Origin of the sequence: Microbacterium sp. zg-Y1090, from assembly GCF_030246945.1 — a bacterium.
Taxonomy (GTDB): Bacteria; Actinomycetota; Actinomycetes; order Actinomycetales; family Microbacteriaceae; genus Microbacterium; species Microbacterium wangruii.
In genome coordinates this window covers 1992387-2016650 of record NZ_CP126742.1, presented here as the reverse complement: position 1 = coordinate 2016650, position 24264 = coordinate 1992387, and the positions used below count along the sequence as shown (strand labels likewise).

Here is a 24264-nt window from a genome sequence, read left to right as displayed (position 1 = left end):
TCGATCAGTTCGACTTCGCCGTGATCCACACGGTGAGGGCGATGAGGCTGCCGATACCGAAGATCCAGATGAAGAGACCCTCCGAGACGGGGCCGAGCGAGCCGAGGGAGAAGCCGCCGGGCGACGGGTTCTCCTGCATGTACATCAGCGCGGAGATGATGTCGCGCTTCTCGTCGGTGCTGAGGGTCATGTCGTTGAAGACCGGCATGTTCTGCGGTCCGGTGACCATCGCCGCGTAGATGTGCAGCGCGCTGGTGTCGGTCAGGGGGGGAGCGTACTTGCCCTCGGTGAGGGCACCGCCGGCCGCGGCCACGTTGTGGCACATGGCGCAGTTGATGCGGAAGAGCTCGGCACCGTTGGAGACGTCGCCGTCGCCGTCGATGATGTTCGCGTCGGGGTACGTGGGGCCGGGGGCCACCGACTGCGTGAAGGCGGCGATCGCCTCGATCTGCTCCTGCGTGAACTGGACGGGCTTCTGCGGCGCCTGCGGTCCCTGCATCTGCAGCGGCATGCGACCTGTGGCCATCTGGAACTCGACGGAGAGCTCGCCGACGCCGTACAGCGACGGGCCGTTCTCGGAGCCCTGCAGGTCGAGACCGTGGCAGGTGGCGCAGTTCGCCTGGAAGAGCTTCTTGCCGTCTTCGACGGTGAGGGTGGAGGCGACGGTCTGCGGCTCGGCCGCGGCGACCGCTGCGGAGGCTCCGGCGTAGACGCCGCCGGTGACCAGCAGGCCGATGCCGATGAGAGCGGCGGCGGCCCAGGGGCTGCGGCGTCCGTTCGGGCGACGGGAGGTGTGTCGTGCCATGTCGGTTTTCAGCTCGCTCTCAGCTTACGAAGGGCAGCAGGTAGATGACGGCGAACAGCACGATCCACACGACGTCGACGAAGTGCCAGTAGTAGGAGACCACGATCGCGGTGGTCATCTCCTTGCGGCCGAAGTTCTTGACGGCGTACGCGCGGCCGATCACCAGGAGGAAGGCGATGAGCCCGCCGGTGACGTGAATGGCGTGGAATCCGGTGGTGATGTAGAAGGCCGACGCGTAGGGGTCCGCGCTGATCGGCAGGCCCTCGGCGACGAGGGTGGCGTACTCCCAGATCTGACCGGAGACGAAGACGGCGCCCATGACGAACGTGAGGAAGAACCACTCGACCATGCCCCACTTGCGCACGTTCCAGAGGCTGCCGGTGCGGTAGGACTGGAAACGCTCGGCGGCGAACACGCCCGCCTGGCACGCGAACGACGACATCACGAGGATGAACGTGTTGATCGCTGCGAAGGGGACGTTCAGGATCTCGGATCGCTCGGCGAACAGCTCAGGCGAGGTGCTGCGCAGCGTGAAGAAGATCGCGAAAAGGCCGGCGAAGAACATGACTTCGCTGCCGAGCCAGACGATGGTGCCGACAGCGACCGGGTCTGGTCGCTTGACCGACCGCATGGCCTGGGGATAGCTCGTAGAGGTGCTCGTCACACATTCATTATGGCTGAAAGTGGCCCGTGAGTTTCGCATCGAAGAGCCGAGTGTGGCCCGAATGTTGGTTAGGCCACCCTAACAAGCCGTCGGAATCCGCTGGTCGCGCCAGGATAGGATCGTCCCTCATGGCGGAGCTCACTTCTTGGCCCGAAATCCTCACCACGCTTCTCGATGACCGCGACCTCAGCGTGTCCGAGTCGACATGGGCGATGCGACAGGTGATGACCGGCGCGGCGAGTCCCTCGCAGCTCGCCGGTTTCCTCGTCGCGCTCAGGGCGAAGGGGGAGACGATCGACGAGATCGTCGGCTTCCGCGATGCGATCCTCGAAGCGGCGGTGCCGCTGCCGGTGCCCGCGGCGGTGCTCGACATCGTCGGCACCGGTGGCGACCGGTTCGGCACGGTGAACATCTCCACGATGTCGGCGATCGTGGCCGCGGCATCCGGGATCCCCGTCGTCAAGCACGGCAACAAGGCGGCGAGTTCGAAGTCGGGGTCCTCGGACGTGCTGCGGGCGCTGGGGGTCGACCTCACGCTGTCGCCGCAGGCTGTCGCCGAGACGCTCGAGCGCACCGGCATCACGTTCGCGTTCGCCTCCGCCTTCCACCCGGGCTTCCGCCACGCGGCGGCCACGCGCGGCGAGCTGGGCGTGCCGACGGTGTTCAACTTCCTGGGCCCGCTGTGCAACCCGGCGCGCGCCGAGGCCAATGCCGTCGGCGTGGCCCAGCTCGACCGCGTGCCCCTGATCACGGGGGTCTTCCGCACGCGCGGCGCGACCGCACTGGTCTTCCGCGGCGACGATGGCCTCGACGAGCTGACGACCACCGGGCACAGCCGCCTGTGGGAGATCAGCCTCGGCGACGTGCACGAGCACGACCTGGACCCGCGCGACCTCGGCATCCCGCTGGCGGACATCGACGATCTCCTGGGCGGCGAGCCCGAGCACAATGCAGAGGTGGTGCGCCGCACGCTCGACGGCGAGACCGGCGCGGTGCGCGACATCGTGCTGCTCAACACCGCCGCCGGCATGGTCGCCTACCGGCTCTCGCTCGACCCGACGCAGGTGCAGCGGCCCATTCTGGAGCGGCTCGCGGAGGCGAAGGCTGCCGCAGCGGACGCCATCGACTCGGGCGCGGCGGCCGCCACCCTGCAGGCGTGGGTCGGTGCGACGCAGGTGCTCGCGGGCTGAGACGTTTACTTCCGGCCCGGCGGGTCGGCGGGGGAGCGCGCTCACGATACGTTGAGGTTTCATCCCGTCACTTCTAGGAGAAACCTCCCATGTCGAACGCACCGGCCACCACGGCCGACACCATCGAGCCCCCCGTCCGCAAGACCGGTCTCATCAAGGCAGCAGGCATCGTCGGCATCCTCGGTGGCATCGCGCTGATCGTCGTCGGCCTGGTGGTCTGGATCATGGTCTCCAGCCAGCTGCGCGCCGAGAACATCACGATCCCCGACGACGCGATGGCCTTCCAGGGCCAGACCGTCGCAGGGCCGTTCACCGCCTTCGTGCAGGCCGACATCATCCAGCACCACGCGCTGCAGGCCAGCGACGGCATGACCTACGCCGAGCTCGACAAGGAGGACCCGGTGCGGGCGACGATGATGAACGCATCGTTCCTGCGTGCCTCGCTGTTCACCTCGGTCGTCTCGTTCGGCGTCTCGGCCTTCGCGATGGGCGTCGGCGTGCTGTCGATCATCTTCGGCTGGGCGATCCACCGCCTCGCCTCGGTTCCGGTCGTCGTGAAGCGGTCGTCGGTCGCCTCGGTCTGACCTTCTGGCGCTACGGGCCCGCACCACGTCGGTGCGGGCCCGTACTCTGTCGCCATGCATCCGTATGACGCGCTGAGTGAGATCGCCTCGCTGCTCGAGCGCGAGCGCGCCTCCCGCTACCGGTCGAAGGCGTTCCGCGCTGCCGCGGCTGCGATCGAGGGCCTCGACGACGCCGAGCTGCGTGACACCGCGGCGCTGCGGCGGCGCAAGGGGATCGGCGATTCGACCTTCGCCGTCATCCAGGAGGCCCTCGCAGGCGACGTTCCGGCCTATCTCGCCGAACTGCGCGAGAGCGCCGGCGTCGCACCCGTGGGCTCGGGCCTGCGGGCGCTGCTGCGTGGCGACCTGCACAGCCACTCCGACTGGTCGGACGGCTTGACGTCGATCGACCTCATGGCCCAGGCCGGCCGTGCACTGGGCCACGAGTATCTGGCCCTCACCGACCATTCGCCGCGCCTGCGGGTGGCCAACGGGCTGTCGGCGGAACGGCTGCGCGAGCAGCTCGCCCTGCTCCCGGAGTTCAGCGGTGAGGGGTTCACCCTGCTCAGCGGCATCGAGGTCGACATCCTCGACGACGGTGCGCTCGACCAGCAGGAGGATCTCCTCGCCGATCTCGACATCGTGGTCGCGTCGGCGCATTCGAAGCTGCGAATGGAGCGGGGCCCGATGACGCGCCGCCTCGTCGCCGCGGCATCCGACCCTCAGGTGGACGTTCTCGGCCATGTGACCGGCCGGCTCGTCGAAGGCTCGCGCGGCACGCGCCCGCCGTCGCAGTTCGATGCCCGCGCGGTGTTCACCGCCTGCGCCGAGCATGGGGTGGCGGTGGAGATCAACTCCCGCCCGGAGAGGCAGGACCCGCCCGATGACCTGCTTGCGCTCGCGCTCGAGCTCGGATGCCTGTTCTCGATCGACTCCGACGCCCACGCGCCCGGGCAGCTCTCCCTGATCGATCACGGCGCGGCGCGGGCCGAGCGCGCAGGGGTGCCCGCCGACCGCATCGTCACGACGTGGCCGCTGGATCGTCTGCGGGAGTGGACCGGCCGGCGGCGCTGAACCGCGCGGGTCTCAGCCGCGGGTGGCGAGCGCGTCCAGGGCGCGCGTCATCGAGGTGCCGAGCCCCCACCGTTCGGCGAACGCCTGTGCCGCCTCGCGCGCCGCGGCATCCGGTGCGCGCAGCCGCGACGCGGGGGCCGCGATGGCGAGGTCGGTGACGACCTTCACCACCGTCGGGGCGACGTCGAGGTAGTCGGCGGCGGCGAGGATGCGGCTCGCGACGGTGGCGGACATCCCCTCGCTCGCGGCGGCGGCGGCCCGGATGCCCTCGAGGTCCCCGTGCGCGGCGAGCAGCGTCGCGGCGGTCTTCTCGCCGATTCCGGCGACCCCCGGCAGGCCGTCGGAGGCGTCGCCGCGCAGCGTGGCGTAGTCGGCGTACTGGGTCGGCAGGATGCGGTACTTGGTCACGACGGTCGCATCGGTGACGACTTCGAGGTTGCTCATGCCGCGGGCGGTGTAGATCACCCGCACGCCGCGGGCGTCGTCGACGAGCTGGAAGAGGTCGCGGTCGCCGGTGACGATGTCGACCGGCATGGTCGCCCGGGTCGCGAGCGTGCCGATGACGTCGTCGGCCTCGTGGTCGGCAAGCCCGACGACCGGGATGCCCAGCAGGGCGAGGGCGTCGCGAATCACCGGGATCTGCGCCTCCAGCGGGTCGGGCACCTGCTCGACGTCGGGCGCTCCGGTGACCGTTTCGGCGACGCGGTGCGTCTTGTACGTCGGGATGAGGTCGACGCGCCACTGCGGACGCCAGTCGTCATCCCAGCAGGCGACCATGTCGGTCGGGTCGTAGGTCGTCGTGAGCTTGGCGATCATGTCGAGCAGCCCGCGCACGGCGTTGATGGGAGTTCCGTCGGGGGAGCGCACCTTGTCGGGCACGCCGTAGAACGCGCGGAAGTACAGCGACGCGGTGTCGAGCAACATGAGGCGGTCAGTCACGGGCTCATCCTGGCACGGGCGCCGATCGGTCGGAGCGGATGTCGGAGGCTGCCGGCAGGCTTCGCGCATGACATTCGCGAACACCGGCACCCTGGGGACGATCCCGGGCAAGCGCGACGAGCTGGTCGCCCTGCTCACGCGCCCCTCCGCCGACCTTGCCGCCGTCGGCTGCCTGCTCTACGAGGTCGGCATCTCCGAGGAGGAGCCGGACACGGTCTTCGTGGTCGAACTCTGGACATCGGCCGACGCCCACCGGGCATCGCTCGATCTGCCGTCTGTGCGGGCAGCGATCTCCGAAGCCCGTCCCTTGCTGTCCGGCGCGATGGGTGGGCAACGATTCGAGGTCGTCGGCTCGCCGCTGCGCAGCGGGGCGGAGTAACGGCGCATGTAGGTTGTCGCCATGCTCATGTCGGCTCTCACGCTCCGCACCGCTGTCGGCCTGGTCGCGCTGTATGGTCTCGCCGCCCTCTCGGGGGCGTCGATCCTGGTCGCTCAGGTCGTGAACGGGCGCGACGGCTTCGGGGTCATCGCCGGGGCGGGGATCCTCTTCGTGTCCGGTGTTCTCACCGTCCGGTACGCGCGCGCCGCGATGGAGCTGCGTGGGGCCGTGCGGCCAGAGGGGTAGACCCCGTCAGCAGCCGGGACCCGCGGGGTTCTCGATGCAGGTGCGGTCGACGAGTGCGGTGAGCACCTCCACCACCCGCACGTCGTACCCGCCTGTGGTCGCATCGACGAATCCCGGCACCTCGCGCCAGGTGCCGGTGCCGAAGTCGACCGCGGCGGCGTAGCGGACGGTGACGGATGCCGTGTAGGTGCCGCGCTGGGCGTAGGCGTGGCTGGTCGGCGTCTGGGTGAACTGCGCCTGCCCCAGCTGCGGCCAGGAGGCGCCGCCGGACCGGGTGGCGCGCACGGTGCCGTCGCCGTAGTCGAACACGAAGGATGCCGGGACGAACCTCACCGTCACGGGCAGGTCGAACAGCTCACCGGTGAGCTGCTGCTCGGTCGCCGAAGCGACGAAGTTCGCCGCCATGCCGCGCACGGCGATGCCCGCCGGCTCGCCGGAGAACGACGGTCGCGCCGGCGTGAACGACGCGAGGTCGCTGATCGTGACCTCGGGCGGCGTCCACACCGTGTAGGTGCCACGGCACCCGACGACCGGATTGCACGTGGGCGCGGGTGCCGGCGCGGGTGCAGGAGCGGGCGGTTCAGGCCGGATGCCGCTCCCGCCGCCCCCGCCTCGGCCACCGCCGGCCCCGCCCTCGCCGTAGGAGCCGCCGACCTCGACCGACCCGCCGGTGTTGGTCACGTCGCAGTTTCCGCCCCACGTCCCGGCGTGACACGGATTCGAACCGCCACCCGTGGCGGACCCTGCCACGAGCATGAGAACTGCGAGCGTTGCTCCTAGCTGCATGCTGGCTCGCCCTCGCGCCCCGAGATGAGCGAGATGCTCCACCCCGTGGGGGTCTCCCCGACCTCCAAATCGAGGAGCAAAGACTGGACGTCTCTCCGGTCCGGCGCCACAACGGACTCGTTGGACGGATTGACAAGAGTCACCTGCGAGACGTCCACGCAGACGGCGACCTCGACGCCATCGGGTGCGTCCTCACTGCTCCGCGCCTCCACGACGGTCGGGGTGCTCACGCCGCCGACGGTCAGTCCCTCGGCATGCATCTGCGAGAACGACTGGCGGGAAGCCGCATTCGCCTCTCCCGTCGTCCACGCGTACACGGCCTCGAACGTCGCCGGGTCGCTCAGATCCACCTGGTTCAGGGCGTCGACGTACGCGCGGTACGTCTCCTCGGCGGCGGCGAACGCGTCCGCCTCGCTCGCGAAGGCCGTGGAAGTGGGCGTGGGCGTGGGAGCGGGTTGCGGCTCGGGCGTGCAGGCCGTCAGCAGGGCGACGATCACGGCCGCACCCACCGCAGCGACGACGCTCCGTGAGTTCATGCGCACACGCTACCGGCCAGGCGCGGCGCGGCATCCGGTTATCCACAGCAGGCGGCTAGCGCCGACGCTGCACGAGATCGCCCACGGCGGCCGACGCCCGGTCGAGCGCGATCACCCCGATCGCGATCACGGCGATCACCACGACGACCTGCACGATGCCGAGGGCGACGCCTCCGGGTCCGAGGGCGTCGATGTCGAGGAAGGGGTACGGGAACCGGTCGGCGATGGTGGGGAACAAGACACCGCGCGCCAGGGTGACCACGGCGTAGGCGGCGGGGTACAGCAGCCACAGCGCGGCATCCCGCCAGCGCACCGCGCGCCGCGGGCCGAACAGCAGCCAGTCCACGAGCACCATGGCCGGCACGACGTAGTGCAGCAGGAACAGTGAGCGGTTCGCCAGCGCGGTGTCGGGGTCGGCGACGACGAGCCCGGGCAGCGGGTTTGCGCCGAGGTTCAGCAAGACGTGGGAGACCAGAGCCGTGGTGAGGATCCAGGTGACCACGCCACCGCGCAGTCGCGGGGCGGGGGCGTCGGTGGTGCCGCGCCGCAGCATCCAGTACAGGGCGCCGGCGACGTAGGCGAAGACGATCACGTTGCTCTGGATCGTGAAGAACACCAGACGGTGGTTGCCGGTCGACAGCCCCACCAGGCAGGCGGCGAGCGTCGCGACCCGCCACCAGAACTGCGGGCTGCGTACGACGTGCGCGCTGTTCGCTGCGGTCACGGTGCTCCTCACGATGCGGCTGCGCCTGAACGCTAGGCCGGGGGAGGAGAGGTGTCAAAGCGGTGCGAGACTGGCAGCACCATGCGTGACGACCAGCCTTGCCCCTGCGGAAGCGGTGCGGCGCTCGCCGCCTGCTGCGGCCGGTACCTCGGCGGCATCCCCGCACCGACACCCGAAGCCCTCATGCGCTCGCGCTACACCGCCTTCGCCGTCGGCGATGCCGCGTATCTCGCGCAGACCTGGCATCCCGGCACCCGTCCCGAGAACCTCGACCTCGAACCCGGTCTGCGGTGGCGCGGGCTCGAGATCGTCTCGGCCGAGGCGGGGGACAAGCGCGGAACCGTGGAGTTCCGCGCGTCGTGGAGCCAGGGCGGCGCGCGCGGCGTGCTGCACGAGCGCAGCCGGTTCGTGCGTCAGAGCGAGCGCTGGTGGTACCTCGACGGGGTCATCGACCCGCCGGTCACAGCGGGTCGGTGATCGCCTGATGCACGCGGCGCAGGTCGACGAGGATCGAGCCGATCAGCGCCCAGTTGCCCGACGAGGGGGTCTGGATCTGCAGCGGCCGCGTCAGCGCGGGCTCCTCGTCGGGGGCGACCATGTCGTCGGGGGCGCTCGTGAGAAGGCGCAGGTCGTGGGCCGCCCGGCGCAGCTGCTCGGCGATCGCCGGTGACGCCGGCTCGCGGGCGAGGTCGTCGGGTCCGTGGTCGCGGACGGCCCTCGTCATGCCGATGACCTGGATCACGATGCCGGAGAAGCGCTCCAGCAGATCCTGCAGCTGCGCCAACTGGTCGCGGTAGCGCGGCGCCCGCGGGTTGAGGGTGAGGGCGTCGGTCGCCGCCTTCATGGCGGTCGTCGCCGCCTCGCGCATGGGCCGCAGCAGCCGCGCCGTCAGCAGCATCCCTTCGAGCTCCTGCGCGGAGTGCTTGTTCTCGAACGCCTCGGCGAGCCGGTCGAGCGTCGCGGCGATCTCCAGCCCCAGCGCGTCCACGCGCTCGCGCGCTTCTGCGACGGGGACGGTGGGGGCGAGCGCCACGCTCACCGTCAGCCCGATGAGCGCGCCGATGATCGTCTCGACGATGCGGGCGCCGGCGTACCCCGGTGTCGACACGCCCAGAGCCAGCACGAGGATCGCGCTGATGACCGTCTGGTTGCTGACCCCCGGGGTCATGCGCAGAATCCACGCGAACAGCAGAGCGGTCACGATCGCCGCCGGCACGACCCACGGCTGCGTCCCGAAGGCGAGTCCCAGAGACGAGCCGATCGCGACACCCGCGGTCACCCCGACGCTGCGCTCGACGGCCTTGGTCGCCGACTGGTTGGCGCTCGGCTGCACGATCAGCAGTGCCGCGATGGAAGCGAACACCGGCGGCGAACCGGGGAGGATCGCTCCCGTGATCACCCACGCCGCGACCGTCGCCAGCGCCGCCTTCGACAGCAGCACGAGCGGCAGCCGGCGGTCGGCGCGCACAGCTGAGGCGAAGCGGAATGACACGGGCACGCGCACCACGCTAGGCCGCGGGGCGTCGCGGCGTCAGTGCGAGGGCCGGGAATTGCGACGTCAGCGCGACAGCACCTCGTCGGTGGTCGCGTCGGCCAGCGCGACGGTCACGCGGGTGCCCCACGGGTCGTCGACGCGCACCGAGCGCCCGTCGGCGTCGAAGCGGATGCCACGGCCGCGCAGTCTGGCGGCGAGTGCGTCGAGGTCGTCGCGGCCCGGAACGGTCACCGCGACGTCCCCGAGCCCGAGCGCGGCGGCGCGCGGACCGGCGCCGCGGCTGTTCCAGATGTTCATCGCGACGTGGTGGTGGTAGCCGCCGGCCGAGGCGAAGAGCGCGCCCGGGTAGGCCGACAGGGTCGCGTCGAACCCCAGCCCGTCGACGTAGAAGCCGCGGGCTGTGGCGATGTCGCCCACCTGCAGGTGCACGTGGCCGACGGTGCCGGAACGTGAGGGGCCGGCATCCACCACGTCCTGCGTCAGGTGCCGGGTCAGGTACTCGTTCGGGTCGAGCGCGATCGTGTCCATGCGGATCTGGCCGTTCTCGTGCACCCACTCAGAGCGGTCGCGGTCGGTGTACAGCTCGACGCCGTTGCCCTCGGGGTCAGTGAAGTAGAACGCCTCGCTGACGAGGTGGTCGGCCGACCCGGTGAAGCGGCTGAGCGGATGCTGCGCGGCGCGGTACACCGTCGCCGCCAGGGCGGCGGCATCGTCGAAAAGGAAGGCGGTGTGGAACAGTCCCGCCTGACCGGGGGCCGCAACGGGGAGGTCGGGGGTGTGCACGAGGCGCACGAGCGGGGTGGTGCCGCGACCGAGCACCCGGTGCACCTCGCGCCCGCGCGCCCGGTCCTCCAGGGGCTCCATGGCGAAGGCCGCGGCGTAGTAGCCGCTCATCGTCTCGAGGTCGGCGACGCGCAGGGTCACCGCGCCCATCGTGGTGTCGGCGTTCAGGTGGCGTTCGTCTGCGGGGGCGGTCATGCGATTCTCCAGCGGGTTTCGGGTGATCGTCACAACGTCCACGCTCCGCTGTGTATTCCGCTGCATGGATCCACCTGGCCTGGGAAGGGCACTCAGGCAGCCGGGTTTACAATCGTTCCCGGCCGTCAGCAAGGAGGGGACCATGCCTCCTTCAGGGAGCGCGATGCGTGAATTGTTCCGTCGCAAGCCGATCGTCGCACCCGGCGACGCACCCGCGGACACCGGGGGACTGGTGCGCCGGCTCGGCACCTTCCAGCTCGCGATGCTGGGAGTGGGTGCCACCGTCGGCACCGGCGTCTTCTTCGTGATGCACGAGTCCGTGCCGCTGGCGGGGCCCGCGGTGCTCCTCTCGTTCGTCATCGCCGCGATCGCCGCCGGGCTGTCGGCGGTCTGCTACGCCGAGATGGCCTCGGCGGTGCCGATCTCCGGGTCCACCTACTCCTACGCCTACGTGACCCTCGGCGAGATCGTCGCGATGGGCGTGGCCGCGTGCCTCGTGCTCGAGTACGGCGTTTCGGCCGCCGCGGTCTCCTCGGGATGGAGCGGATACCTCGACCACCTCATCCATGCGCTGTTCGGATGGAACCTGCCCGCTGAGCTGACCATGGCCCCCGGCGAGGGCGGCATCGTCAACCTGCCCGCCGTCGTGCTCGTGCTCCTGTGCGCTGTGCTGCTCGTGCGCGGCACCCGTGAGTCCGCCGTCGTCAACACCGTCATGGTCGTCATCAAGGTGGCGGTGCTCCTGATGTTCGCCGCGATCGCGGTCACCGCCTTCACCGTCGACAACTTCGCCGACTTCGCCCCCCACGGCGCCGCCGGTGTCACGGCGGCGGCCGGCACCATCTTCTTCACCTTCATCGGACTGGATGCCGTATCGACGGCGGGCGACGAGGTGCGCGACCCGCAGCGGTCGATGCCGCGCGCCATCCTGATCGCGCTGGCCATCGTGGTGACCGTGTATCTGTTCGTCGCCGTCGCCGCTGTGGGCGCGCAGCCGTGGCAGGACTTCTCCGACCCCGGCCAGCAGAGCGCCGGGCTCGCCGTGATCCTGTCGGACGTGCTGGGAGCCTCGTGGCCGGCGACCCTGCTCGCTGCCGGCGCGGTGGTGTCGATCTTCTCGGTCACGCTGGTGATCCTGTTCGGGCAGACCCGCATCCTCTACGCCATCGGGCGCGACGGTCTGCTGCCACGGGCGTTCGCGCGTGTCGACCCGCGCACGCACACTCCGGTGTTCTCCACCGTGGTGGTGGCGGGCGTCGTTGCCGTGCTCGCGGGGTTCGTGCCGCTGTCGAGCCTGTGGGATCTGGTGTCGATGGGCACCCTCGTCGCCTTCATCGTGGTGTCGGTGGGCGTGCTCGTGCTGCGCCGCACGCGCCCCGACCTGCCGCGCGCCTTCCGCGTGCCCGGCTATCCGGTGACGCCGGTGCTCTCGATCGTCGCCTGCCTGTACCTCATCTCGGGTCTGGGCTGGTCGACGTACGTCTGGTTCGCCGTCTGGCTGGCCGTGGTGCTGGCGTTCTATCTGCTCTGGGGGCGCCGTCACAGCAGGCTCGCCCAGGGGAGCCCGCGAACGATGACAGAGGAAGCTGATCCGGCCCGCTGAGGACACCGGGCACGTAACGTGGGAGCCCCGACCCGGAAGGAGGCCCTCATGGCCCGCATCCTGATCATCGGCGGCCACGGCAAGGTGGCCCGACTGCTCGAGCCGATCCTCGCCGAGCGCGGCGACACCGTCAGCGCCGTCATCCGCAACCCCGATCACGCCGTCGACGTCACCGCGACCGCCGCCGCCCCCGTCGTGGCGGACGTGGAGCGCTTCGACCTCGACCAGCTGACCAACCTCGTGGCCGGCAACCACGCGGTCGTCTGGGCGGCGGGCGCAGGCGGTGGAGACGCCTCCCGCACCTACGCCGTCGACCGGGACGCCGCGATGCGCGCGATCGATGCCGCGCGGGCGGCGGGCGTACGCCGATTCGTGATGGTGTCGTGGATCGGCTCGCGCGCCGGCCACGGCGTCGACCCCGACAACTCCTTCTTCGCCTACGCCGATGCCAAGTGGGCCGCCGACGCCCACCTGCACGACAGCGGGCTGGACTGGACCATCGTCGCGCCCGGGGCCCTCACCGACGACCCGCCCACCGGTCGCATCCGCCTCGACCCCGACGGTGACGGCGCCGTCTCGCGCGCCGACGTGGCAGCCGTCGTCGCGGCATCCCTCGCCGAGCCGGCGACCATCGGACGCACGCTGCGCTTCGGAAACGGCGACATGCCCATCGCCGAGGCGCTGCGCACGCGGTGAGCGACCGCGCCGCGGACATCGCCGCGCTGGCGTCGGTGATCGAGCGCCGCCGGGCGGACGTCGAGGTGCGCCTCGCGCGGCTCGACGGCGATGACGCGCTGCTGCGCCGCGACCGGGCGGACGGCACCGCCGACGACGAGCACGACCCCGAGGGCTCGACCCTCAGCGGGGAGTGGGCGCAGATCGACGCGCTGCGACGCGCCGCGGTGGCCGAGCGGGATCGATTGGATGCCGCGCGGGAACGCCTCGCCGCGCACACCTACGGCGCGTGCGTATCGTGCGGCCGCCCCATCCCGATCGAGAGACTGCAGGCGCGGCCCGAGGCCGACCGCTGCGTCTCCTGTGCGAGCGCCGCGGGCGCGTGAGGGCGCCCACGATCCTCGCGGAACGGCGCGGTTCTCTGGTATCCTGAAGTGTCATTCGTGTGGCCGACCTTTCGGCGTCCGCGAATGGCATGGCATCACACAATCCGCTCCGCCTCCCTCCGAGGTTCCGCCCGCGCCCGCGCGTTCGGTCCGAAGACGATGCGAGGCCCGATACCCAAACCCACAAGGACAACCCACTACATGACTACCGCAACGACCGCCCCGGCCACCAAGCAGGTCGCGATCAACGACATCGGATCTGCCGAGGACTTCCTGGCCGCGGTCGAGAAGACTCTGAAGTTCTTCAACGACGGCGACCTCATCGAAGGCACCGTGGTGAAGATCGACCGCGACGAGGTCCTCCTCGACGTCGGCTACAAGACCGAGGGTGTCATCCCCTCGCGCGAGCTTTCGATCAAGCACGACGTCGACCCCAACGAGGTCGTCAAGGTCGGCGACGAGGTCGAGGCCCTGGTTCTCCAGAAGGAGGACAAGGAAGGCCGCCTCATCCTGTCCAAGAAGCGCGCCCAGTACGAGCGCGCCTGGGGCGATGTGGAGAAGATCAAGGAGAGCGACGGCGTCGTCACCGGTCAGGTGATCGAGGTCGTCAAGGGCGGCCTGATCGTCGACATCGGCCTGCGCGGCTTCCTGCCGGCATCGCTCATCGAGCTGCGCCGCGTCCGCGACCTGACCCCGTACCTGGGCCAGGAGATCGAGGCCAAGATCCTCGAGCTGGACAAGAACCGCAACAACGTCGTGCTGTCGCGCCGCGCCCTGCTCGAGCAGACGCAGTCCGAGTCGCGCACCACGTTCCTCAACAACCTGCACAAGGGCCAGGTCCGCAAGGGCACGGTCTCGTCGATCGTCAACTTCGGCGCGTTCGTCGACCTCGGCGGCGTCGACGGTCTGGTGCACGTCTCCGAGCTGTCGTGGAAGCACATCGAGCACGCCTCCGAGGTCGTCGAGGTGGGCCAGGAAGTCACCGTCGAGATCCTCGAGGTGGACCTGGACCGCGAGCGCGTCTCGCTGTCGCTCAAGGCGACGCAGGAGGACCCCTGGCAGGTCTTCGCCCGCACCCACGCGATCGGTCAGGTCGCTCCGGGCAAGGTCACCAAGCTGGTTCCGTTCGGTGCGTTCGTCCGCGTCGCCGACGGCATCGAGGGCCTCGTGCACATCTCCGAGCTGTCGGGCAAGCACGTCGAGCTCGCCGAGCAGGTCGTCTCGGTCGGTGAAGAGGTCTTCGTGAAGATCATCGACATCGACCTCGAGCGTCGCCGCATCTCGCTGTCGCTCAAGCAGGCCAACGAGTCGGTCGACCCGAACGGCACCGAGTTCGACCCCGCCCTCTACGGCATGGTCACGGAGTACGACGAGAACGGGGAGTACAAGTACCCCGAGGGCTTCGACGCCGAGACCAACCAGTGGAAGGAAGGCTTCGACGAGCAGCGTCTGGCCTGGGAGGCCGAGTACGCCGCCGCCCAGGGCCGCTGGGAGGCTCACAAGGCCGCCGTCGCCAAGGCCCTCGAGGCCGAGGCTGCAGCCGGCGTCGACGCGGGTGCGGGCACGTACTCGTCCGACAGCGGTTCTGCCGGCACGCTGGCCGACGACGAGGCTCTCGCCGCTCTGCGGGAGAAGCTCTCGGGTCGCTGATCCGTTTCGGAGGGCCGTCACTGTTCGCAGTGGCGGCCCTTCGTCGTTTCCGCACCCGGCACCGGCGCCGCCGATCTGGCATGCTCGAACCCATGCCTCTCATCGCGCTCACCGGGGGAATCGCGTCGGGGAAATCCACGATCGCCCAGCGGCTCGCCGAACACGGCGCGATCGTGGTGGATGCCGATCGCATCGTCCGTGACGTGCAGACCCCCGGTTCGCCGGTGCTCGACGAGATCGCCGCGCAGTTCGGCCCCGATGTGCTGGGTGCCGACGGCTCGCTCAATCGCGCGCGGCTGGCATCCCTCGTGTTCGGGGACGACGAGGCGCTGGCCCGGCTCAACGCCATCGTGCACCCCGCCGTGCGCCAGGAGTCGGCCCGCAGGTTCGCCGCAGCCCGGGAGGCCGACCCGGCTGCGGTGGTCGTCTACGACGTGCCGCTGCTGGTGGATGCGCGCGCCGACGACCCGTGGGACCTCATCGTCGTCGCGCACGCGCCCGCGGATGTGCGCGTGCGGCGCCTGGTGGAATTGCGCGGGATGAACGAGGCCGACGCGCAGGCGCGCCTGGCGGCCCAGGTGCCCGACGCGCGCCGCCTCGCGATCGCGGATGTCGTGATCGACACCACCGGCACCCTGGCCGACACCCGCGCGCAGACCGACGACCTGTGGCGCCGCCTGGCCGGCGACGGCGGCGAGGCGCACGCTGACACCGGCACGCACGGCGGCGACGGCGAGTCGCGGTAGCGTCGTTCTATGCAGTCTTCTGCGCCCCGACCCGAGGGCGAGCGCCGCCGCACGCCCTGGCCCACCCTTCCCGAGATCCCCGCCGCTGACCACACACGGTCGCGCTCGATCGCGCTGAACCAGGTGCTGCTGGCCGGTGTCATCCTGGCGCTCACGCTGCTGCGCTTCGCCGGGGATGTCTTCCGCGACGCGGGTGTCTACCTCGCCGGAGTCATCCTCGTCTTCGTACTGACCGCCGTCGCGATGGCGGTCCCCTGGCATCGGATCCCCTCGGGGTGGGCGGCGCTGATCCCGCTGGGCGACATCGTGGCGATCCTGCTGATGCGGCTCGCCGACCCGGAAGCCGGAACCGGCCTGCTGTGGGCGTTCCCCGTCCTGTGGCTGTCCTCTGCGTTCGCCCTCCCCGGATTCATCGGCGGTCTCGGCCTGACCATGGCGTGCTATGTCGTCTCCGTGGTGCTCGGCCCCGACCCGGCGCCGCGCTTCACGACGCTCCTGTTCCCCGTGATCCTCGTGGCCGTCGGCGCGACGGCATACGCCGGGGCGCGACGCGCGGGTGCCCAGCGGCGGCTGCTGCGGCGGCAGGCGGAGGTGCTGGCGCAGGCGCTCGAGCGCTCACGCCGGCAGGAGCAGATGCTCTCCGAGATCTTCGACACCGTCGACTTCGAGGTGGTGCGCATCGACCGCGACGGCGCCACCGCCATCACCGGCGGCGCGCACTCTCACCTGCATGAGCTCCTGCCCGAGCGGCAGGGGCCGCCGCCGTCGGTCTATCGGGCCGACGGCGCGACCCCGCTGCCGCCCGACCGATGGCCGCTCGCACGCGCGCTGGCCGGGGAGGAGTTCTCCGACGAGCGGCTGTGGGTCGAGTCGGAGCAGGGCGAGCGGCGGGCGCTCAGCATCACCGTGCGTCGCCTTCCGGCGGCGAATGCCGCCGACGGTGGTGCGGTGCTGGTCTCGCGGGACGTGACCGCCGAGATGTCGGCGATGCAGGAACGCGACACCCTGGTGTCGTCGGTGTCGCATGAGCTGCGCACGCCGCTGACGTCGATCATCGGCCACATCGAGCTCGCCCTCGACGAGCCCGGGCTGCCCCCCGCCGCGGCATCGAGCCTCGAGATCGCCGACCGCAACGCCGACCGGCTGCTCGCGCTCGTGGCGGACGTGCTGGCGGCGTCGAGTCGCGCGGCAACGGTGGCGCTGCCGATGGAGCCCGAGGACGTCGACGTGTTCGAGATCGTGAAGGCCTCCGCCCAGTCGTTCGTCACCGGCGGCGGCAGCCGCAACGTCACCATCGACCTGTCCCGGGCGCTGCCGGCGCGCGCTTACGCCGACCCGCTGCGGCTGCGTCAGGTCGTGGACAACCTGCTCGCGAACGCGATCAAGTACAACAGGGAAGGCGGCCGGGTGTCATTGGTGACCGCGACCCGCGGACGCAAGACCCTCATCCTCGTGGAGGACACCGGCGTGGGACTGGATGAGGAGGATCTCTCCAACATCTTCCAGAGGTTCTACCGCGGCACAGCCGTCCGCCGGTCCAGTGTGGTGGGCAGCGGCTTGGGGCTGTCGATCAGCCGAGACATCGTCCGCCGCCTCGGCGGGGACATCTCCGTGCACAGCACGCTCGGAGTCGGCTCGACGTTCACCGTCTCGATCCCGGCCGTCAAGCCGGGATCGGCGGTCGAGGAGTCGCTCGGCGCAGACAGGGAGGCAGTGCGCTGATGGGCGGCGACACTCTCGCGGCCGTCACGGCGCTGGTCGTGCTCGTCTGCGCTCTGCTGTTCATCATCGAGACGTTCCTGCGTCGCGAAGACCCGACGGGGAGGCTGTGGGCGCTCGGGTTCCTCGGTGGGGGCGCGACGACGCTGCTGTACCTCGCGTGGGCGGCCGATCCGGGCGCGTGGTGGGCCGTTGCCGCGGGCAACGGGACGATGGTGGCATCCGCGGGCCTGCTTTGGCTGGGGTGTCGCAGGTACAACGACCAGAGCATGCGGCTGCCCGGATGGATCGTGGCGGCTGCGTCCGTGGCGGCGTCGGTCGCCGTCGTGGTGGAGGGTCCCGATATCGGGGGCTGGGCCGGCGCGCTGTGGATGTTCGTGCCGCTGTGCGGCTTCGGCATCGCCGGCGCGGTCGCGACCCGCTCCGGCGCGATGCGCCGGGCTCCCAACGCCATCCCGCTCACCGTGGTGTTCGCGCTGCAGGGGGCGTTCTACTTCGTGCGGATCGTGGTTTTCTCCACGAGCGGCCCCGACAGCGAGCTGTTCAGCGTCTGGTTCGGCACCACGACGGCGTCCGGACTGACGGTGGTCCTCACCATCACGGCCGTGGTCGCCATGTCGGTGCTGCGCACCGACCGCGCTCAGCTGCGCGGCTGGGCCGCCGCGTCGGACGGAGCGATGTTCGGCGTCCGTTCCCGCGGAGACGTCGTGACCGCGCTCCAGCACATAGTGCAGGCGTCGCGGCCTCAGGACGACCTCCCCGCCGTGCTCGTGATCCGCACGGCCGAGCTCGACTACATCGCCACGGCCTTCGGCATCGAGCTGGCCGATGAGCTCGTCGCTGCGGGACGCGCCGCCGTGCTGCGGGCGGTGCCCCCGCTGGCGATCGTGGGAGAGGACGGCGAGGGCCGCCTGGCCGTCATCACCACCGTCCGCTCCTCGGGCGAGGCGCGGCGAGTGGGCATGGCGGTGTACCGCGAGCTGTTCGACGCACTGAACTCGGTCAGCGGCGGCGTGCTGCCTTCGCTGGGCATCGGGATCGCCGTCGGGTCCTCACGCGCGCACGATGCCGGTGCGCTCCTGGAGGAGGCGCGTGTCGCGTCGCTGCGCGCGGCGTCGAGCTCAGCGTCCGCCGTGCTCGTGGCCGAGCCGAGCGCCTAGCCCTGCTCCGGCCGCCGGCGACGGTCGGGCACCATCTCCAGGCGCGCCCGCAGCTCGCGCGGGCGGAAGGGCTTGCCGAGGTACTCGTCCGCGCCGGCGAGCCGTCCCCGCTCGGCATCGGCGGCCTCGACGAACGCGGAGATCATGATCACGTAGGTGTCGCTGACCTCGCGGATGCGGCGGGCCGCCTCGAATCCGTCGATCCCGGGGACATTGACGTCCAGCGTGGTCAGGACAGGGTTGTGGGCGGCCACGAGGTCGACGGCATCCAGACCGTTGGCGGTGCCGTACACCTCGTATCCGGCGCCGCTGAGCACCGTCGTGATGAGCGCGCGGATGTCTTCCTCGTCCTCCAGGACGACCGCCGTACGGTTCACATCTGCCTCGCTTCCGCCGCCATCGTACGGGACCGGCGCCCCATCGCCCGCGCTGTGAGCCCACCGGCGTGCCGCCGCCGGTATGCCGCGGGCGAACGCCCCGCCGCGTGTCGACGGTGCGGCCTACGCTGGGAGGATGCAGACCACTCGTGCCGTCCGGCCTTTCGAGGTCGTCAGCGAATACACGCCCAGCGGCGACCAGCCCCAGGCCATCGAGCAGCTCGCCGCCCGCATCAACGCCGGCGAGACCGATGTCGTGCTGCTCGGAGCCACGGGCACCGGCAAGTCGGCGACGACCGCGTGGCTCATCGAGAAGGTGCAACGGCCCACTCTCGTGCTCGCCCACAACAAGACGCTCGCGGCGCAGCTGGCCAACGAGTTCCGCGAGCTCATGCCGAACAACGCGGTCGAGTACTTCGTCAGCTACTACGACTACTACCAGCCCGAGGCGTACGTTCCGCAGACCGACACCTTCATCGAGAAGGACTCGTCCATCAACGCCGAGGTCGAGCGGCTGCGACACTCCACGACCAACTCACTGCTGAGCCGGCGCGATGTAGTGGTGGTGTCGACCGTGTCCTGCATCTACGGCCTGGGCTCGCCCGAGGAGTACCTGCGGGCGATGGTGGCGCTGCAGGTGGGGGAGCGGTACGACCGCGACGCCCTCATCCGCAAGCTGATCGCGATGCAGTACAACCGCAACGACGTCGACTTCTCACGCGGCAACTTCCGTGTGCGGGGCGACACCATCGAGATCATCCCCGTCTACGAGGAGTTCGCGATCCGCATCGAGATGTTCGGTGACGAGATCGAAGCGCTGTACATGCTGCATCCCCTGACGGGCGATGTGATCAACCGCATGGACAGCGTGCCGATCTTCCCGGCGTCCCATTACGTGGCGGGCACCGACACGGTGCAACGGGCCATCGGCACCATCGAGCACGAACTGGCCGAACGGCTGAAGGAACTCGAGGGTCAGGGGAAGCTGCTCGAGGCACAGCGGCTGCGCATGCGCACGACGTTCGACATCGAGATGCTGCAGCAGCTCGGGTTCTGCTCGGGCATCGAGAACTACTCGCGTCACCTCGACGGCCGCATGCCGGGGGAGCCGCCGCACACCCTGCTGGACTTCTTCCCCGACGACTTCCTCATGGTCATCGACGAGTCGCATGTCACGGTGCCGCAGATCGGCGCCATGTACGAGGGCGACGCGTCCCGCAAGCGCACACTCGTCGACCACGGCTTCCGCCTCCCCAGCGCGCTGGACAACCGCCCGCTGCGGTGGGATGAGTTCAAGGAGCGCGTCGGCCAGACCGTGTACCTCTCGGCGACCCCCGGCCGCTACGAGATGGGCATCGCCGACGGCGTCGTGGAGCAGATCATCCGTCCGACCGGCCTGGTCGACCCGCAGATCGTGGTGAAGCCGTCGAAGGGGCAGATCGACGACCTTCTCGAGCAGATCCGCGTGCGGGTCGGCCGCGACGAGCGCGTGCTCGTGACGACGCTCACGAAGAAGATGGCCGAGGAGCTCACCGACTTCCTCGGCGAGCATGGGGTGCGGGTGCGGTATCTGCACTCCGACGTCGACACGCTGCGGCGTGTGGAGCTGCTCAGCGAACTGCGCGCCGGCGTGTACGACGTGCTGGTCGGCATCAACCTGCTGCGGGAGGGCCTCGACCTGCCCGAGGTGTCGCTCGTGGCGATCCTGGATGCCGACAAGGAGGGGTTCCTGCGCTCGGGCACGTCGCTCATTCAGACGATCGGTCGCGCGGCGCGCAACGTGTCGGGCGAGGTGCACATGTACGCCGACAACATGACCGACTCGATGCGCAAGGCCATCGACGAGACCGAGCGCCGCCGCGAGAAGCAGATCGCCTACAACGTCGCCCACGGCGTCGACCCGCAGCCGCTTCGCAAGCGCATCGCCGACATCACCGACGCTCTCAACCGCGAGGCCTCGGACACGCAGGAGCTGCTGTCCAAGAAGCGCTCCGGCCCGCTCAAGAGCGGCAAGGGCAAGAGCCCCACGCCGCAGCTGCGCCGCGTGGGCATCGCCGCGGAGGGAGCCAACCAGCTGGAGGCGACGATCGAAGACCTGTCGAACCAGATGCTCGCCGCAGCCGGCGAGCTGAAGTTCGAACTCGCGGCGCGGCTGCGCGACGAGGTGCAGGACCTCAAGAAGGAACTGCGCGCCATGGAGCGCGCCGGCCACGCGTGAGACGGGAGAGGCCATGCAGCAGCGGGTGTCGCTGATCACCCTCGGGGTCTCGGACCTGGATCGGGCGATCGCGTTCTATCGTGCGCTCGGCTGGGAACCGCACCGTCGCTCGGTTCCCGGCGACATCGCCTTCTTCCAGGCCGGCGGCATGGTCATGGCACTGTGGTCACGGGCAGCCCTGGCGGCGGACTCCGGCATGGCCGACAACGGCGGCTGGGGCGGAGTGACCCTCGCCCACAATGTGGAGTCGCGCACGGAGGTCGACGCTGTCCTGAGCGCAGCGCAGCAGGCCGGCGCCCGCATCGCGCGACCGGCGGCTGAGACCGAGTGGGGCGGCTACTCGGGAGTCTTCGTGGACGTCGACGGACACCCGTGGGAGGTGGCGGTCAATCCCGGCTGGCCGCTGGACCCCGATGGTTCGGTGCGCCTGCGCTGAGTCAGGGGCAGGTCATCAGCGGCTTCGGCCCGCTGCGGTCGAAGGTGTGCTGCGACATCGGCTTGCCGCACAGTGGGCAGGCGCGCTCCACGCGGGAGGGCTCGGGCTCGACGTCGTACGGTCCGACCGAGGCGGGACCGGCCACCTTGATGAGGCGCGTGTTGAGATACGCGTACCACCCGCCGGCCGCTCGCACGCGCTCGCGCAGGGGAGGGCGGTCCGGATCGTTTCGCGTCATGATCATTAGTGTACTAACGGATAAGTAGACTGCAGGGCATGGATGCTGACGACGACGTGCTCAAGCTGGAGAATCAGCTCTGCTTCGCCATCGTGACCGCGGCGCGCAATGTGGTGGCGATCTACCGCCCGGTGCTCGAGTCGCTGGGTCTCACGCATCCCCAGTACCTGGTGCTGCTGGCGCTGTGGGAACGCGATCCGCAGTCGCTCGGCGAGCTGGCCGAGCAGTTGGCGATGGAGCCGGCGACGCTGTCGCCCATCATCAAGCGACTGGAGGCCCACGGGCGGGTCACGCGCACGCGCCGCCGCGACGACGAGCGGGTGCTCGACATCACCCTCACGCCGGAGGGCCGGGCGCTGCGTGCGGAGGCGCGCCGCGTCCCCGAGCAGATCATGGCGCGGGTGGGGATGGATGCCGCCCAGGTCGCGGCCGTGCGAGACGGGCTCGCCCCGTTCACCGCGACGGCGACGGGGCGAGCCTGAGCGCCGGGGTCAGCGCAGCGGCGCCTGCCAGCGCTCCCACACCCGGTGGGCGGGGAGCAGGTCGAGCACCGCGGCGACGACCTCCTCGGGCGTGCCGACCACGACGCCGGGGGCGTCGGCGGGGATGCGGGCGCCACTGAGGACGGCCTCGGCCGCCGAAGTCGCGCCGATCGCCTTGCCATGGCGGAACGCCTCGTCGAACAGCCGCGCCGTGCGCGGATCGGCCGCGGCGGTCAGGGCGACCACCGCATCGAACTCGATGCTCGCGGCGGTGTGCGCGGTGCGCTGCACCGGGATGCCGCCGAGCATGCCGCCCCGGGCTGCGACGACGAGGGGGAGAGCCCCCGCTGCGTGCACGGCGGCACGGGCACGGGCCAGTGCGCCCGGATCGGTCTGCTCGTCGGCGAACAGCCCGACGATGCGGCCGTCGATCGGCCAGGTGTCGCCGACCATCGCCAGCGCGGGGCTCACCGGGGCATCCGGGACCTCCACCGTGGGAGCCGGCGCGGGCAGCCCCAGCGCGTCGGCGACCGTGGCGCACAGGTCGGCGTCGATGTTCGCCAGCGCCTGCAGCTGACGCTCCTTGATCGCCTGCTCGTAGCACTTTGCCAGCTCGAACGCGTACGCCTCGGCGACGTGCAGCTGCTCGATGGGCGTGAGCGACCGGTAGAACAGCCGCGCCTGCGAGTAGTGGTCGTCGAAGCCGGCCGGCTGCGCGCGCTCCTTCACGGACTCGGCGACCCGCACGGGCAGGTCGGTGAACGCCGCCTCGTCGGCACCGGCGTGGAACGGGCAGCCGCCGTCGAGCGAGTTGGGCTTGTACGGCGCGACCCCGGAATGCACCGCCGTCTGGTGCATGCCGTCGCGCAGCATGTCGTTGACGTCGGCGTGGGGCCGGTTGATCGGCAGCTGGGCGAAGTTCGGCCCGCCCAGACGACTGATCTGGGTGTCGAGGTAGGAGAACAGCCGGCCCTGCAGCAGCGGGTCGTTGGTCACGTCGATCCCCGGCACGAGGTGACCGGGGTGGAACGCGACCTGCTCGGTCTCGGCGAAGTAGTTCGTCGGATTCGCGTTGAGGGTCATGGTGCCCACCACCTGCAACGGGGCGAGCTCCTCGGGCACGATCTTCGTCGGGTCGAGCAGGTCGATGCCCTCGAAGGTCTCGTCGACCGTGTCCGGCATGACCTGCAGCGCGAGGTCCCACTCCGGGAATGCGCCGGACTCGATGGCGTCGGCGAGGTCGCGCCGGTGGAAGTCGGGGTCCTTGCCTGCCGCCAGCTGCGCCTCCTCCCAGGTGAGTGCGTGGGTGCCGAGCTTGGGGCGCCAGTGGAACTTCACCAGCGACGTGTCGCCCTGCGCGTTGACCATGCGGAACGTGTGCACGCCGAAGCCCTGCATCATGCGGTACGAGCGCGGGATGCCGCGATCGGACATGTTCCACATCGTGTGGTTCTGGGCCTCGGTGTGCAACGAGACGAAGTCCCAGAACGTGTCGTGCGCGGACTGCGCCTGCGGGATCTCTCGGTCGGGGTGGGGCTTTCCGGCGTGGATCACGTCGGGGAACTTGATCGCGTCCTGGATGAAGAAGACGGGGATGTTGTTGCCCACCAGGTCGTAGACGCCCTCCTCGGTGTAGAACTTCGTCGAGAAGCCACGGGTGTCGCGCACGGTGTCGGCCGAGCCGCGCGAGCCGAGCACGGTGGAGAACCGGGTGAACACGCGTGTGGTGACGCCCGGCTGCAGGAAGTGCGCGCGGGTGACCGACGCCGCAGCGCCGTTGGAGCGGAACACGCCGTGGGCGGCCGCGCCGCGAGCGTGCACGGCCCGCTCGGGGATGCGCTCATGGTCGAAGTGCGTGATCTTCTCGCGCAGATGGTGGTCCTGCAGCAGCACCGGTCCGCGCGGACCGGCCTTCAGCGAGTGGTCGGTGTCGCGTAGCCGCACGCCCTGGGCGGTCGTGAGGCGGCTGCCCTGCTGGGCGACGGTCGCCGCCGGAAGACCGGTCTCGGCGCCGGTGGGGGAGACCGTCGCGGGGCCGGCCTGATCGGGCTGGGGCGGCAGCGGGTCCACGGGCTCGGTGGGTTCCGCGAGCGACGGAGGCACAGGAGCCGGGGCGCCGGGGATCACGATGTCGTCGGGGGTGGTCAGGTCGTCCTGGGGCATGTCTGTCCTCCATCGTCGGGGCGTGGTCGTGC

Annotated in this window: 27 protein-coding genes; 16 read left to right on the top strand and 11 right to left on the bottom strand. The window is 70.5% G+C overall.

Annotation, left to right across the window (positions count from 1 at the left end; genetic code table 11):
• Positions 1 to 4: 4 nt before the first annotated feature.
• Together qcrC and ctaE are read right to left on the bottom strand one after the other, a co-directional pair.
• Positions 5 to 805 carry a cytochrome bc1 complex diheme cytochrome c subunit gene (qcrC, locus tag QNO26_RS09615; RefSeq protein WP_257530147.1) on the bottom strand — a complete coding sequence of 267 codons (801 nt, stop codon included), beginning with the start codon at positions 803 to 805 and terminating at the stop codon, positions 5 to 7.
• A gap of 19 nt (positions 806 to 824) precedes the next feature.
• Positions 825 to 1436, bottom strand: coding sequence for an aa3-type cytochrome oxidase subunit III (gene ctaE / locus QNO26_RS09610; protein ID WP_257530510.1), 612 nt, complete (start codon positions 1434 to 1436; stop codon positions 825 to 827).
• Positions 1437 to 1597: 161 nt separating this feature from the next.
• Here ctaE and trpD point away from each other — a divergent pair, with 161 nt between their 5' ends.
• The 3 genes from trpD to QNO26_RS09595 all read left to right on the top strand — a co-directional run bounded on the left by trpD (position 1598) and on the right by QNO26_RS09595 (position 4296).
• Positions 1598 to 2659: an anthranilate phosphoribosyltransferase gene (trpD, locus tag QNO26_RS09605; RefSeq protein ID WP_257638504.1), complete on the top strand. Its 1062-nt coding sequence runs from the start codon at positions 1598 to 1600 to the stop codon at positions 2657 to 2659.
• Between the two features lie 89 nt (positions 2660 to 2748).
• Positions 2749 to 3243, top strand: coding sequence for an aromatic ring-opening dioxygenase LigA (locus QNO26_RS09600; RefSeq protein WP_257530151.1), 495 nt, complete (start codon positions 2749 to 2751; stop codon positions 3241 to 3243).
• 54 nt (positions 3244 to 3297) lie between these two features.
• On the top strand, positions 3298 to 4296 hold the full coding sequence (locus tag QNO26_RS09595; protein ID WP_257638503.1) for a PHP domain-containing protein: 999 nt from the start codon (positions 3298 to 3300) through the stop codon (positions 4294 to 4296).
• Between the two features lie 12 nt (positions 4297 to 4308).
• Here QNO26_RS09595 and QNO26_RS09590 read toward each other — a convergent pair whose 3' ends face one another.
• The gene (locus QNO26_RS09590) at positions 4309 to 5235 is read right to left on the bottom strand and encodes a 5'-3' exonuclease (protein WP_257530156.1); all 927 of its coding nucleotides are present in this window, start codon (positions 5233 to 5235) and stop codon (positions 4309 to 4311) included.
• Between the two features lie 67 nt (positions 5236 to 5302).
• On the opposite strand from QNO26_RS09590, the gene QNO26_RS09585 reads away from it, so the two are divergent.
• Together QNO26_RS09585 and QNO26_RS09580 are read left to right on the top strand one after the other, a co-directional pair.
• Positions 5303 to 5614 (top strand): putative quinol monooxygenase, encoded by a 312-nt coding sequence (locus tag QNO26_RS09585; protein ID WP_257530158.1) that lies wholly within the window; start codon positions 5303 to 5305, stop codon positions 5612 to 5614.
• A gap of 21 nt (positions 5615 to 5635) precedes the next feature.
• Positions 5636 to 5860 (top strand): hypothetical protein, encoded by a 225-nt coding sequence (locus QNO26_RS09580; RefSeq protein ID WP_257530160.1) that lies wholly within the window; start codon positions 5636 to 5638, stop codon positions 5858 to 5860.
• A 6-nt stretch (positions 5861 to 5866) separates the two neighbouring features.
• Here the strand turns inward: QNO26_RS09580 and QNO26_RS09575 are convergent, their stop codons facing one another.
• The 3 genes from QNO26_RS09575 to QNO26_RS09565 all read right to left on the bottom strand — a co-directional run bounded on the left by QNO26_RS09575 (position 5867) and on the right by QNO26_RS09565 (position 7906).
• Positions 5867 to 6541 carry a hypothetical protein gene (locus QNO26_RS09575; protein WP_257638502.1) on the bottom strand — a complete coding sequence of 225 codons (675 nt, stop codon included), beginning with the start codon at positions 6539 to 6541 and terminating at the stop codon, positions 5867 to 5869.
• A 95-nt stretch (positions 6542 to 6636) separates the two neighbouring features.
• A complete protein-coding gene (locus QNO26_RS09570; protein WP_257638501.1) occupies positions 6637 to 7182 on the bottom strand; it encodes a hypothetical protein in 546 nt (181 codons plus the stop codon).
• A gap of 55 nt (positions 7183 to 7237) precedes the next feature.
• Entirely contained in the window at positions 7238 to 7906 is a 669-nt protein-coding gene (locus tag QNO26_RS09565; protein WP_257638500.1) for a Pr6Pr family membrane protein, read from the bottom strand.
• A gap of 81 nt (positions 7907 to 7987) precedes the next feature.
• Between QNO26_RS09565 and QNO26_RS09560 the strand changes: the two genes are divergently transcribed.
• The gene (locus QNO26_RS09560; protein WP_257638499.1) at positions 7988 to 8383 is read left to right on the top strand and encodes a YchJ family protein; all 396 of its coding nucleotides are present in this window, start codon (positions 7988 to 7990) and stop codon (positions 8381 to 8383) included.
• On the opposite strand, the gene QNO26_RS09555 is transcribed toward QNO26_RS09560, so the two are convergent.
• Positions 8367 to 9404 (bottom strand): FUSC family protein, encoded by a 1038-nt coding sequence (locus tag QNO26_RS09555; protein ID WP_257530170.1) that lies wholly within the window; start codon positions 9402 to 9404, stop codon positions 8367 to 8369. The two genes, QNO26_RS09560 and QNO26_RS09555, sit on opposite strands and share 17 nt — an antisense overlap.
• Before the next feature lie 60 nt (positions 9405 to 9464).
• Complete coding sequence (locus QNO26_RS09550; RefSeq protein ID WP_257530172.1) at positions 9465 to 10379, bottom strand: VOC family protein; 915 nt, start codon at positions 10377 to 10379, stop codon at positions 9465 to 9467.
• A gap of 163 nt (positions 10380 to 10542) precedes the next feature.
• Here QNO26_RS09550 and QNO26_RS09545 point away from each other — a divergent pair, with 163 nt between their 5' ends.
• The 7 genes from QNO26_RS09545 (at position 10543) to QNO26_RS09515 (ending at position 18318) form a co-directional block, all read left to right on the top strand.
• Positions 10543 to 11982: an APC family permease gene (locus QNO26_RS09545; RefSeq protein WP_257530174.1), complete on the top strand. Its 1440-nt coding sequence runs from the start codon at positions 10543 to 10545 to the stop codon at positions 11980 to 11982.
• A gap of 48 nt (positions 11983 to 12030) precedes the next feature.
• The gene (locus tag QNO26_RS09540) at positions 12031 to 12678 is read left to right on the top strand and encodes an NAD(P)H-binding protein (RefSeq protein ID WP_257638498.1); all 648 of its coding nucleotides are present in this window, start codon (positions 12031 to 12033) and stop codon (positions 12676 to 12678) included.
• A complete protein-coding gene (locus QNO26_RS09535; protein WP_257530177.1) occupies positions 12675 to 13043 on the top strand; it encodes a TraR/DksA family transcriptional regulator in 369 nt (122 codons plus the stop codon). The genes QNO26_RS09540 and QNO26_RS09535 overlap by 4 nt, the downstream gene beginning before the upstream one ends.
• Before the next feature lie 201 nt (positions 13044 to 13244).
• Positions 13245 to 14693 carry a 30S ribosomal protein S1 gene (gene rpsA / locus QNO26_RS09530; protein ID WP_257530179.1) on the top strand — a complete coding sequence of 483 codons (1449 nt, stop codon included), beginning with the start codon at positions 13245 to 13247 and terminating at the stop codon, positions 14691 to 14693.
• A 92-nt stretch (positions 14694 to 14785) separates the two neighbouring features.
• Positions 14786 to 15439, top strand: a complete 654-nt coding sequence (gene coaE / locus QNO26_RS09525) for a dephospho-CoA kinase (protein WP_257530181.1) — start codon at positions 14786 to 14788, stop codon at positions 15437 to 15439.
• Positions 15440 to 15448: 9 nt separating this feature from the next.
• Positions 15449 to 17161: a sensor histidine kinase gene (locus tag QNO26_RS09520; protein ID WP_257530183.1), complete on the top strand. Its 1713-nt coding sequence runs from the start codon at positions 15449 to 15451 to the stop codon at positions 17159 to 17161.
• The gene (locus QNO26_RS09515) at positions 17161 to 18318 is read left to right on the top strand and encodes a hypothetical protein (protein ID WP_257530185.1); all 1158 of its coding nucleotides are present in this window, start codon (positions 17161 to 17163) and stop codon (positions 18316 to 18318) included. The genes QNO26_RS09520 and QNO26_RS09515 overlap by 1 nt, the downstream gene beginning before the upstream one ends.
• Here QNO26_RS09515 and QNO26_RS09510 read toward each other — a convergent pair.
• Positions 18315 to 18695, bottom strand: coding sequence for a response regulator transcription factor (locus tag QNO26_RS09510; protein ID WP_257530188.1), 381 nt, complete (start codon positions 18693 to 18695; stop codon positions 18315 to 18317). The two genes, QNO26_RS09515 and QNO26_RS09510, sit on opposite strands and share 4 nt — an antisense overlap.
• 136 nt (positions 18696 to 18831) lie before the next feature.
• Here QNO26_RS09510 and uvrB point away from each other — a divergent pair, with 136 nt between their 5' ends.
• Together uvrB and QNO26_RS09500 are read left to right on the top strand one after the other, a co-directional pair.
• Positions 18832 to 20913: an excinuclease ABC subunit UvrB gene (uvrB, locus tag QNO26_RS09505; protein ID WP_257530190.1), complete on the top strand. Its 2082-nt coding sequence runs from the start codon at positions 18832 to 18834 to the stop codon at positions 20911 to 20913.
• A 13-nt stretch (positions 20914 to 20926) separates the two neighbouring features.
• Positions 20927 to 21349 carry a VOC family protein gene (locus QNO26_RS09500; RefSeq protein ID WP_257530192.1) on the top strand — a complete coding sequence of 141 codons (423 nt, stop codon included), beginning with the start codon at positions 20927 to 20929 and terminating at the stop codon, positions 21347 to 21349.
• A 1-nt stretch (position 21350) separates the two neighbouring features.
• On the opposite strand, the gene QNO26_RS09495 is transcribed toward QNO26_RS09500, so the two are convergent.
• Positions 21351 to 21593 (bottom strand): hypothetical protein, encoded by a 243-nt coding sequence (locus tag QNO26_RS09495; protein WP_257530194.1) that lies wholly within the window; start codon positions 21591 to 21593, stop codon positions 21351 to 21353.
• Between the two features lie 32 nt (positions 21594 to 21625).
• On the opposite strand from QNO26_RS09495, the gene QNO26_RS09490 reads away from it, so the two are divergent.
• Entirely contained in the window at positions 21626 to 22069 is a 444-nt protein-coding gene (locus QNO26_RS09490) for a MarR family winged helix-turn-helix transcriptional regulator (protein ID WP_257530196.1), read from the top strand.
• A 9-nt stretch (positions 22070 to 22078) separates the two neighbouring features.
• Here QNO26_RS09490 and QNO26_RS09485 read toward each other — a convergent pair whose 3' ends face one another.
• Positions 22079 to 24232: a catalase gene (locus tag QNO26_RS09485; RefSeq protein ID WP_257638497.1), complete on the bottom strand. Its 2154-nt coding sequence runs from the start codon at positions 24230 to 24232 to the stop codon at positions 22079 to 22081.
• Positions 24233 to 24264 lie beyond the last annotated feature (32 nt).

Coding starts and splice junctions, on each gene's coding strand:
- qcrC (WP_257530147.1), bottom strand. CDS start 805: ATGGCACGACACACCTCCCGTCGCCCGAACGGACGCCGCAGCCCCTGG.
- ctaE (WP_257530510.1), bottom strand. CDS start 1,436: ATGCGGTCGGTCAAGCGACCAGACCCGGTCGCTGTCGGCACCATCGTC.
- trpD (WP_257638504.1), top strand. CDS start 1,598: ATGGCGGAGCTCACTTCTTGGCCCGAAATCCTCACCACGCTTCTCGAT.
- QNO26_RS09600 (WP_257530151.1), top strand. CDS start 2,749: ATGTCGAACGCACCGGCCACCACGGCCGACACCATCGAGCCCCCCGTC.
- QNO26_RS09595 (WP_257638503.1), top strand. CDS start 3,298: ATGCATCCGTATGACGCGCTGAGTGAGATCGCCTCGCTGCTCGAGCGC.
- QNO26_RS09585 (WP_257530158.1), top strand. CDS start 5,303: ATGACATTCGCGAACACCGGCACCCTGGGGACGATCCCGGGCAAGCGC.
- QNO26_RS09580 (WP_257530160.1), top strand. CDS start 5,636: ATGCTCATGTCGGCTCTCACGCTCCGCACCGCTGTCGGCCTGGTCGCG.
- QNO26_RS09570 (WP_257638501.1), bottom strand. CDS start 7,182: ATGAACTCACGGAGCGTCGTCGCTGCGGTGGGTGCGGCCGTGATCGTC.
- QNO26_RS09560 (WP_257638499.1), top strand. CDS start 7,988: ATGCGTGACGACCAGCCTTGCCCCTGCGGAAGCGGTGCGGCGCTCGCC.
- QNO26_RS09550 (WP_257530172.1), bottom strand. CDS start 10,379: ATGACCGCCCCCGCAGACGAACGCCACCTGAACGCCGACACCACGATG.
- QNO26_RS09545 (WP_257530174.1), top strand. CDS start 10,543: ATGCGTGAATTGTTCCGTCGCAAGCCGATCGTCGCACCCGGCGACGCA.
- QNO26_RS09540 (WP_257638498.1), top strand. CDS start 12,031: ATGGCCCGCATCCTGATCATCGGCGGCCACGGCAAGGTGGCCCGACTG.
- rpsA (WP_257530179.1), top strand. CDS start 13,245: ATGACTACCGCAACGACCGCCCCGGCCACCAAGCAGGTCGCGATCAAC.
- coaE (WP_257530181.1), top strand. CDS start 14,786: ATGCCTCTCATCGCGCTCACCGGGGGAATCGCGTCGGGGAAATCCACG.
- QNO26_RS09520 (WP_257530183.1), top strand. CDS start 15,449: ATGCAGTCTTCTGCGCCCCGACCCGAGGGCGAGCGCCGCCGCACGCCC.
- QNO26_RS09515 (WP_257530185.1), top strand. CDS start 17,161: ATGGGCGGCGACACTCTCGCGGCCGTCACGGCGCTGGTCGTGCTCGTC.
- uvrB (WP_257530190.1), top strand. CDS start 18,832: ATGCAGACCACTCGTGCCGTCCGGCCTTTCGAGGTCGTCAGCGAATAC.
- QNO26_RS09500 (WP_257530192.1), top strand. CDS start 20,927: ATGCAGCAGCGGGTGTCGCTGATCACCCTCGGGGTCTCGGACCTGGAT.
- QNO26_RS09495 (WP_257530194.1), bottom strand. CDS start 21,593: ATGATCATGACGCGAAACGATCCGGACCGCCCTCCCCTGCGCGAGCGC.
- QNO26_RS09490 (WP_257530196.1), top strand. CDS start 21,626: ATGGATGCTGACGACGACGTGCTCAAGCTGGAGAATCAGCTCTGCTTC.
- QNO26_RS09485 (WP_257638497.1), bottom strand. CDS start 24,232: ATGCCCCAGGACGACCTGACCACCCCCGACGACATCGTGATCCCCGGC.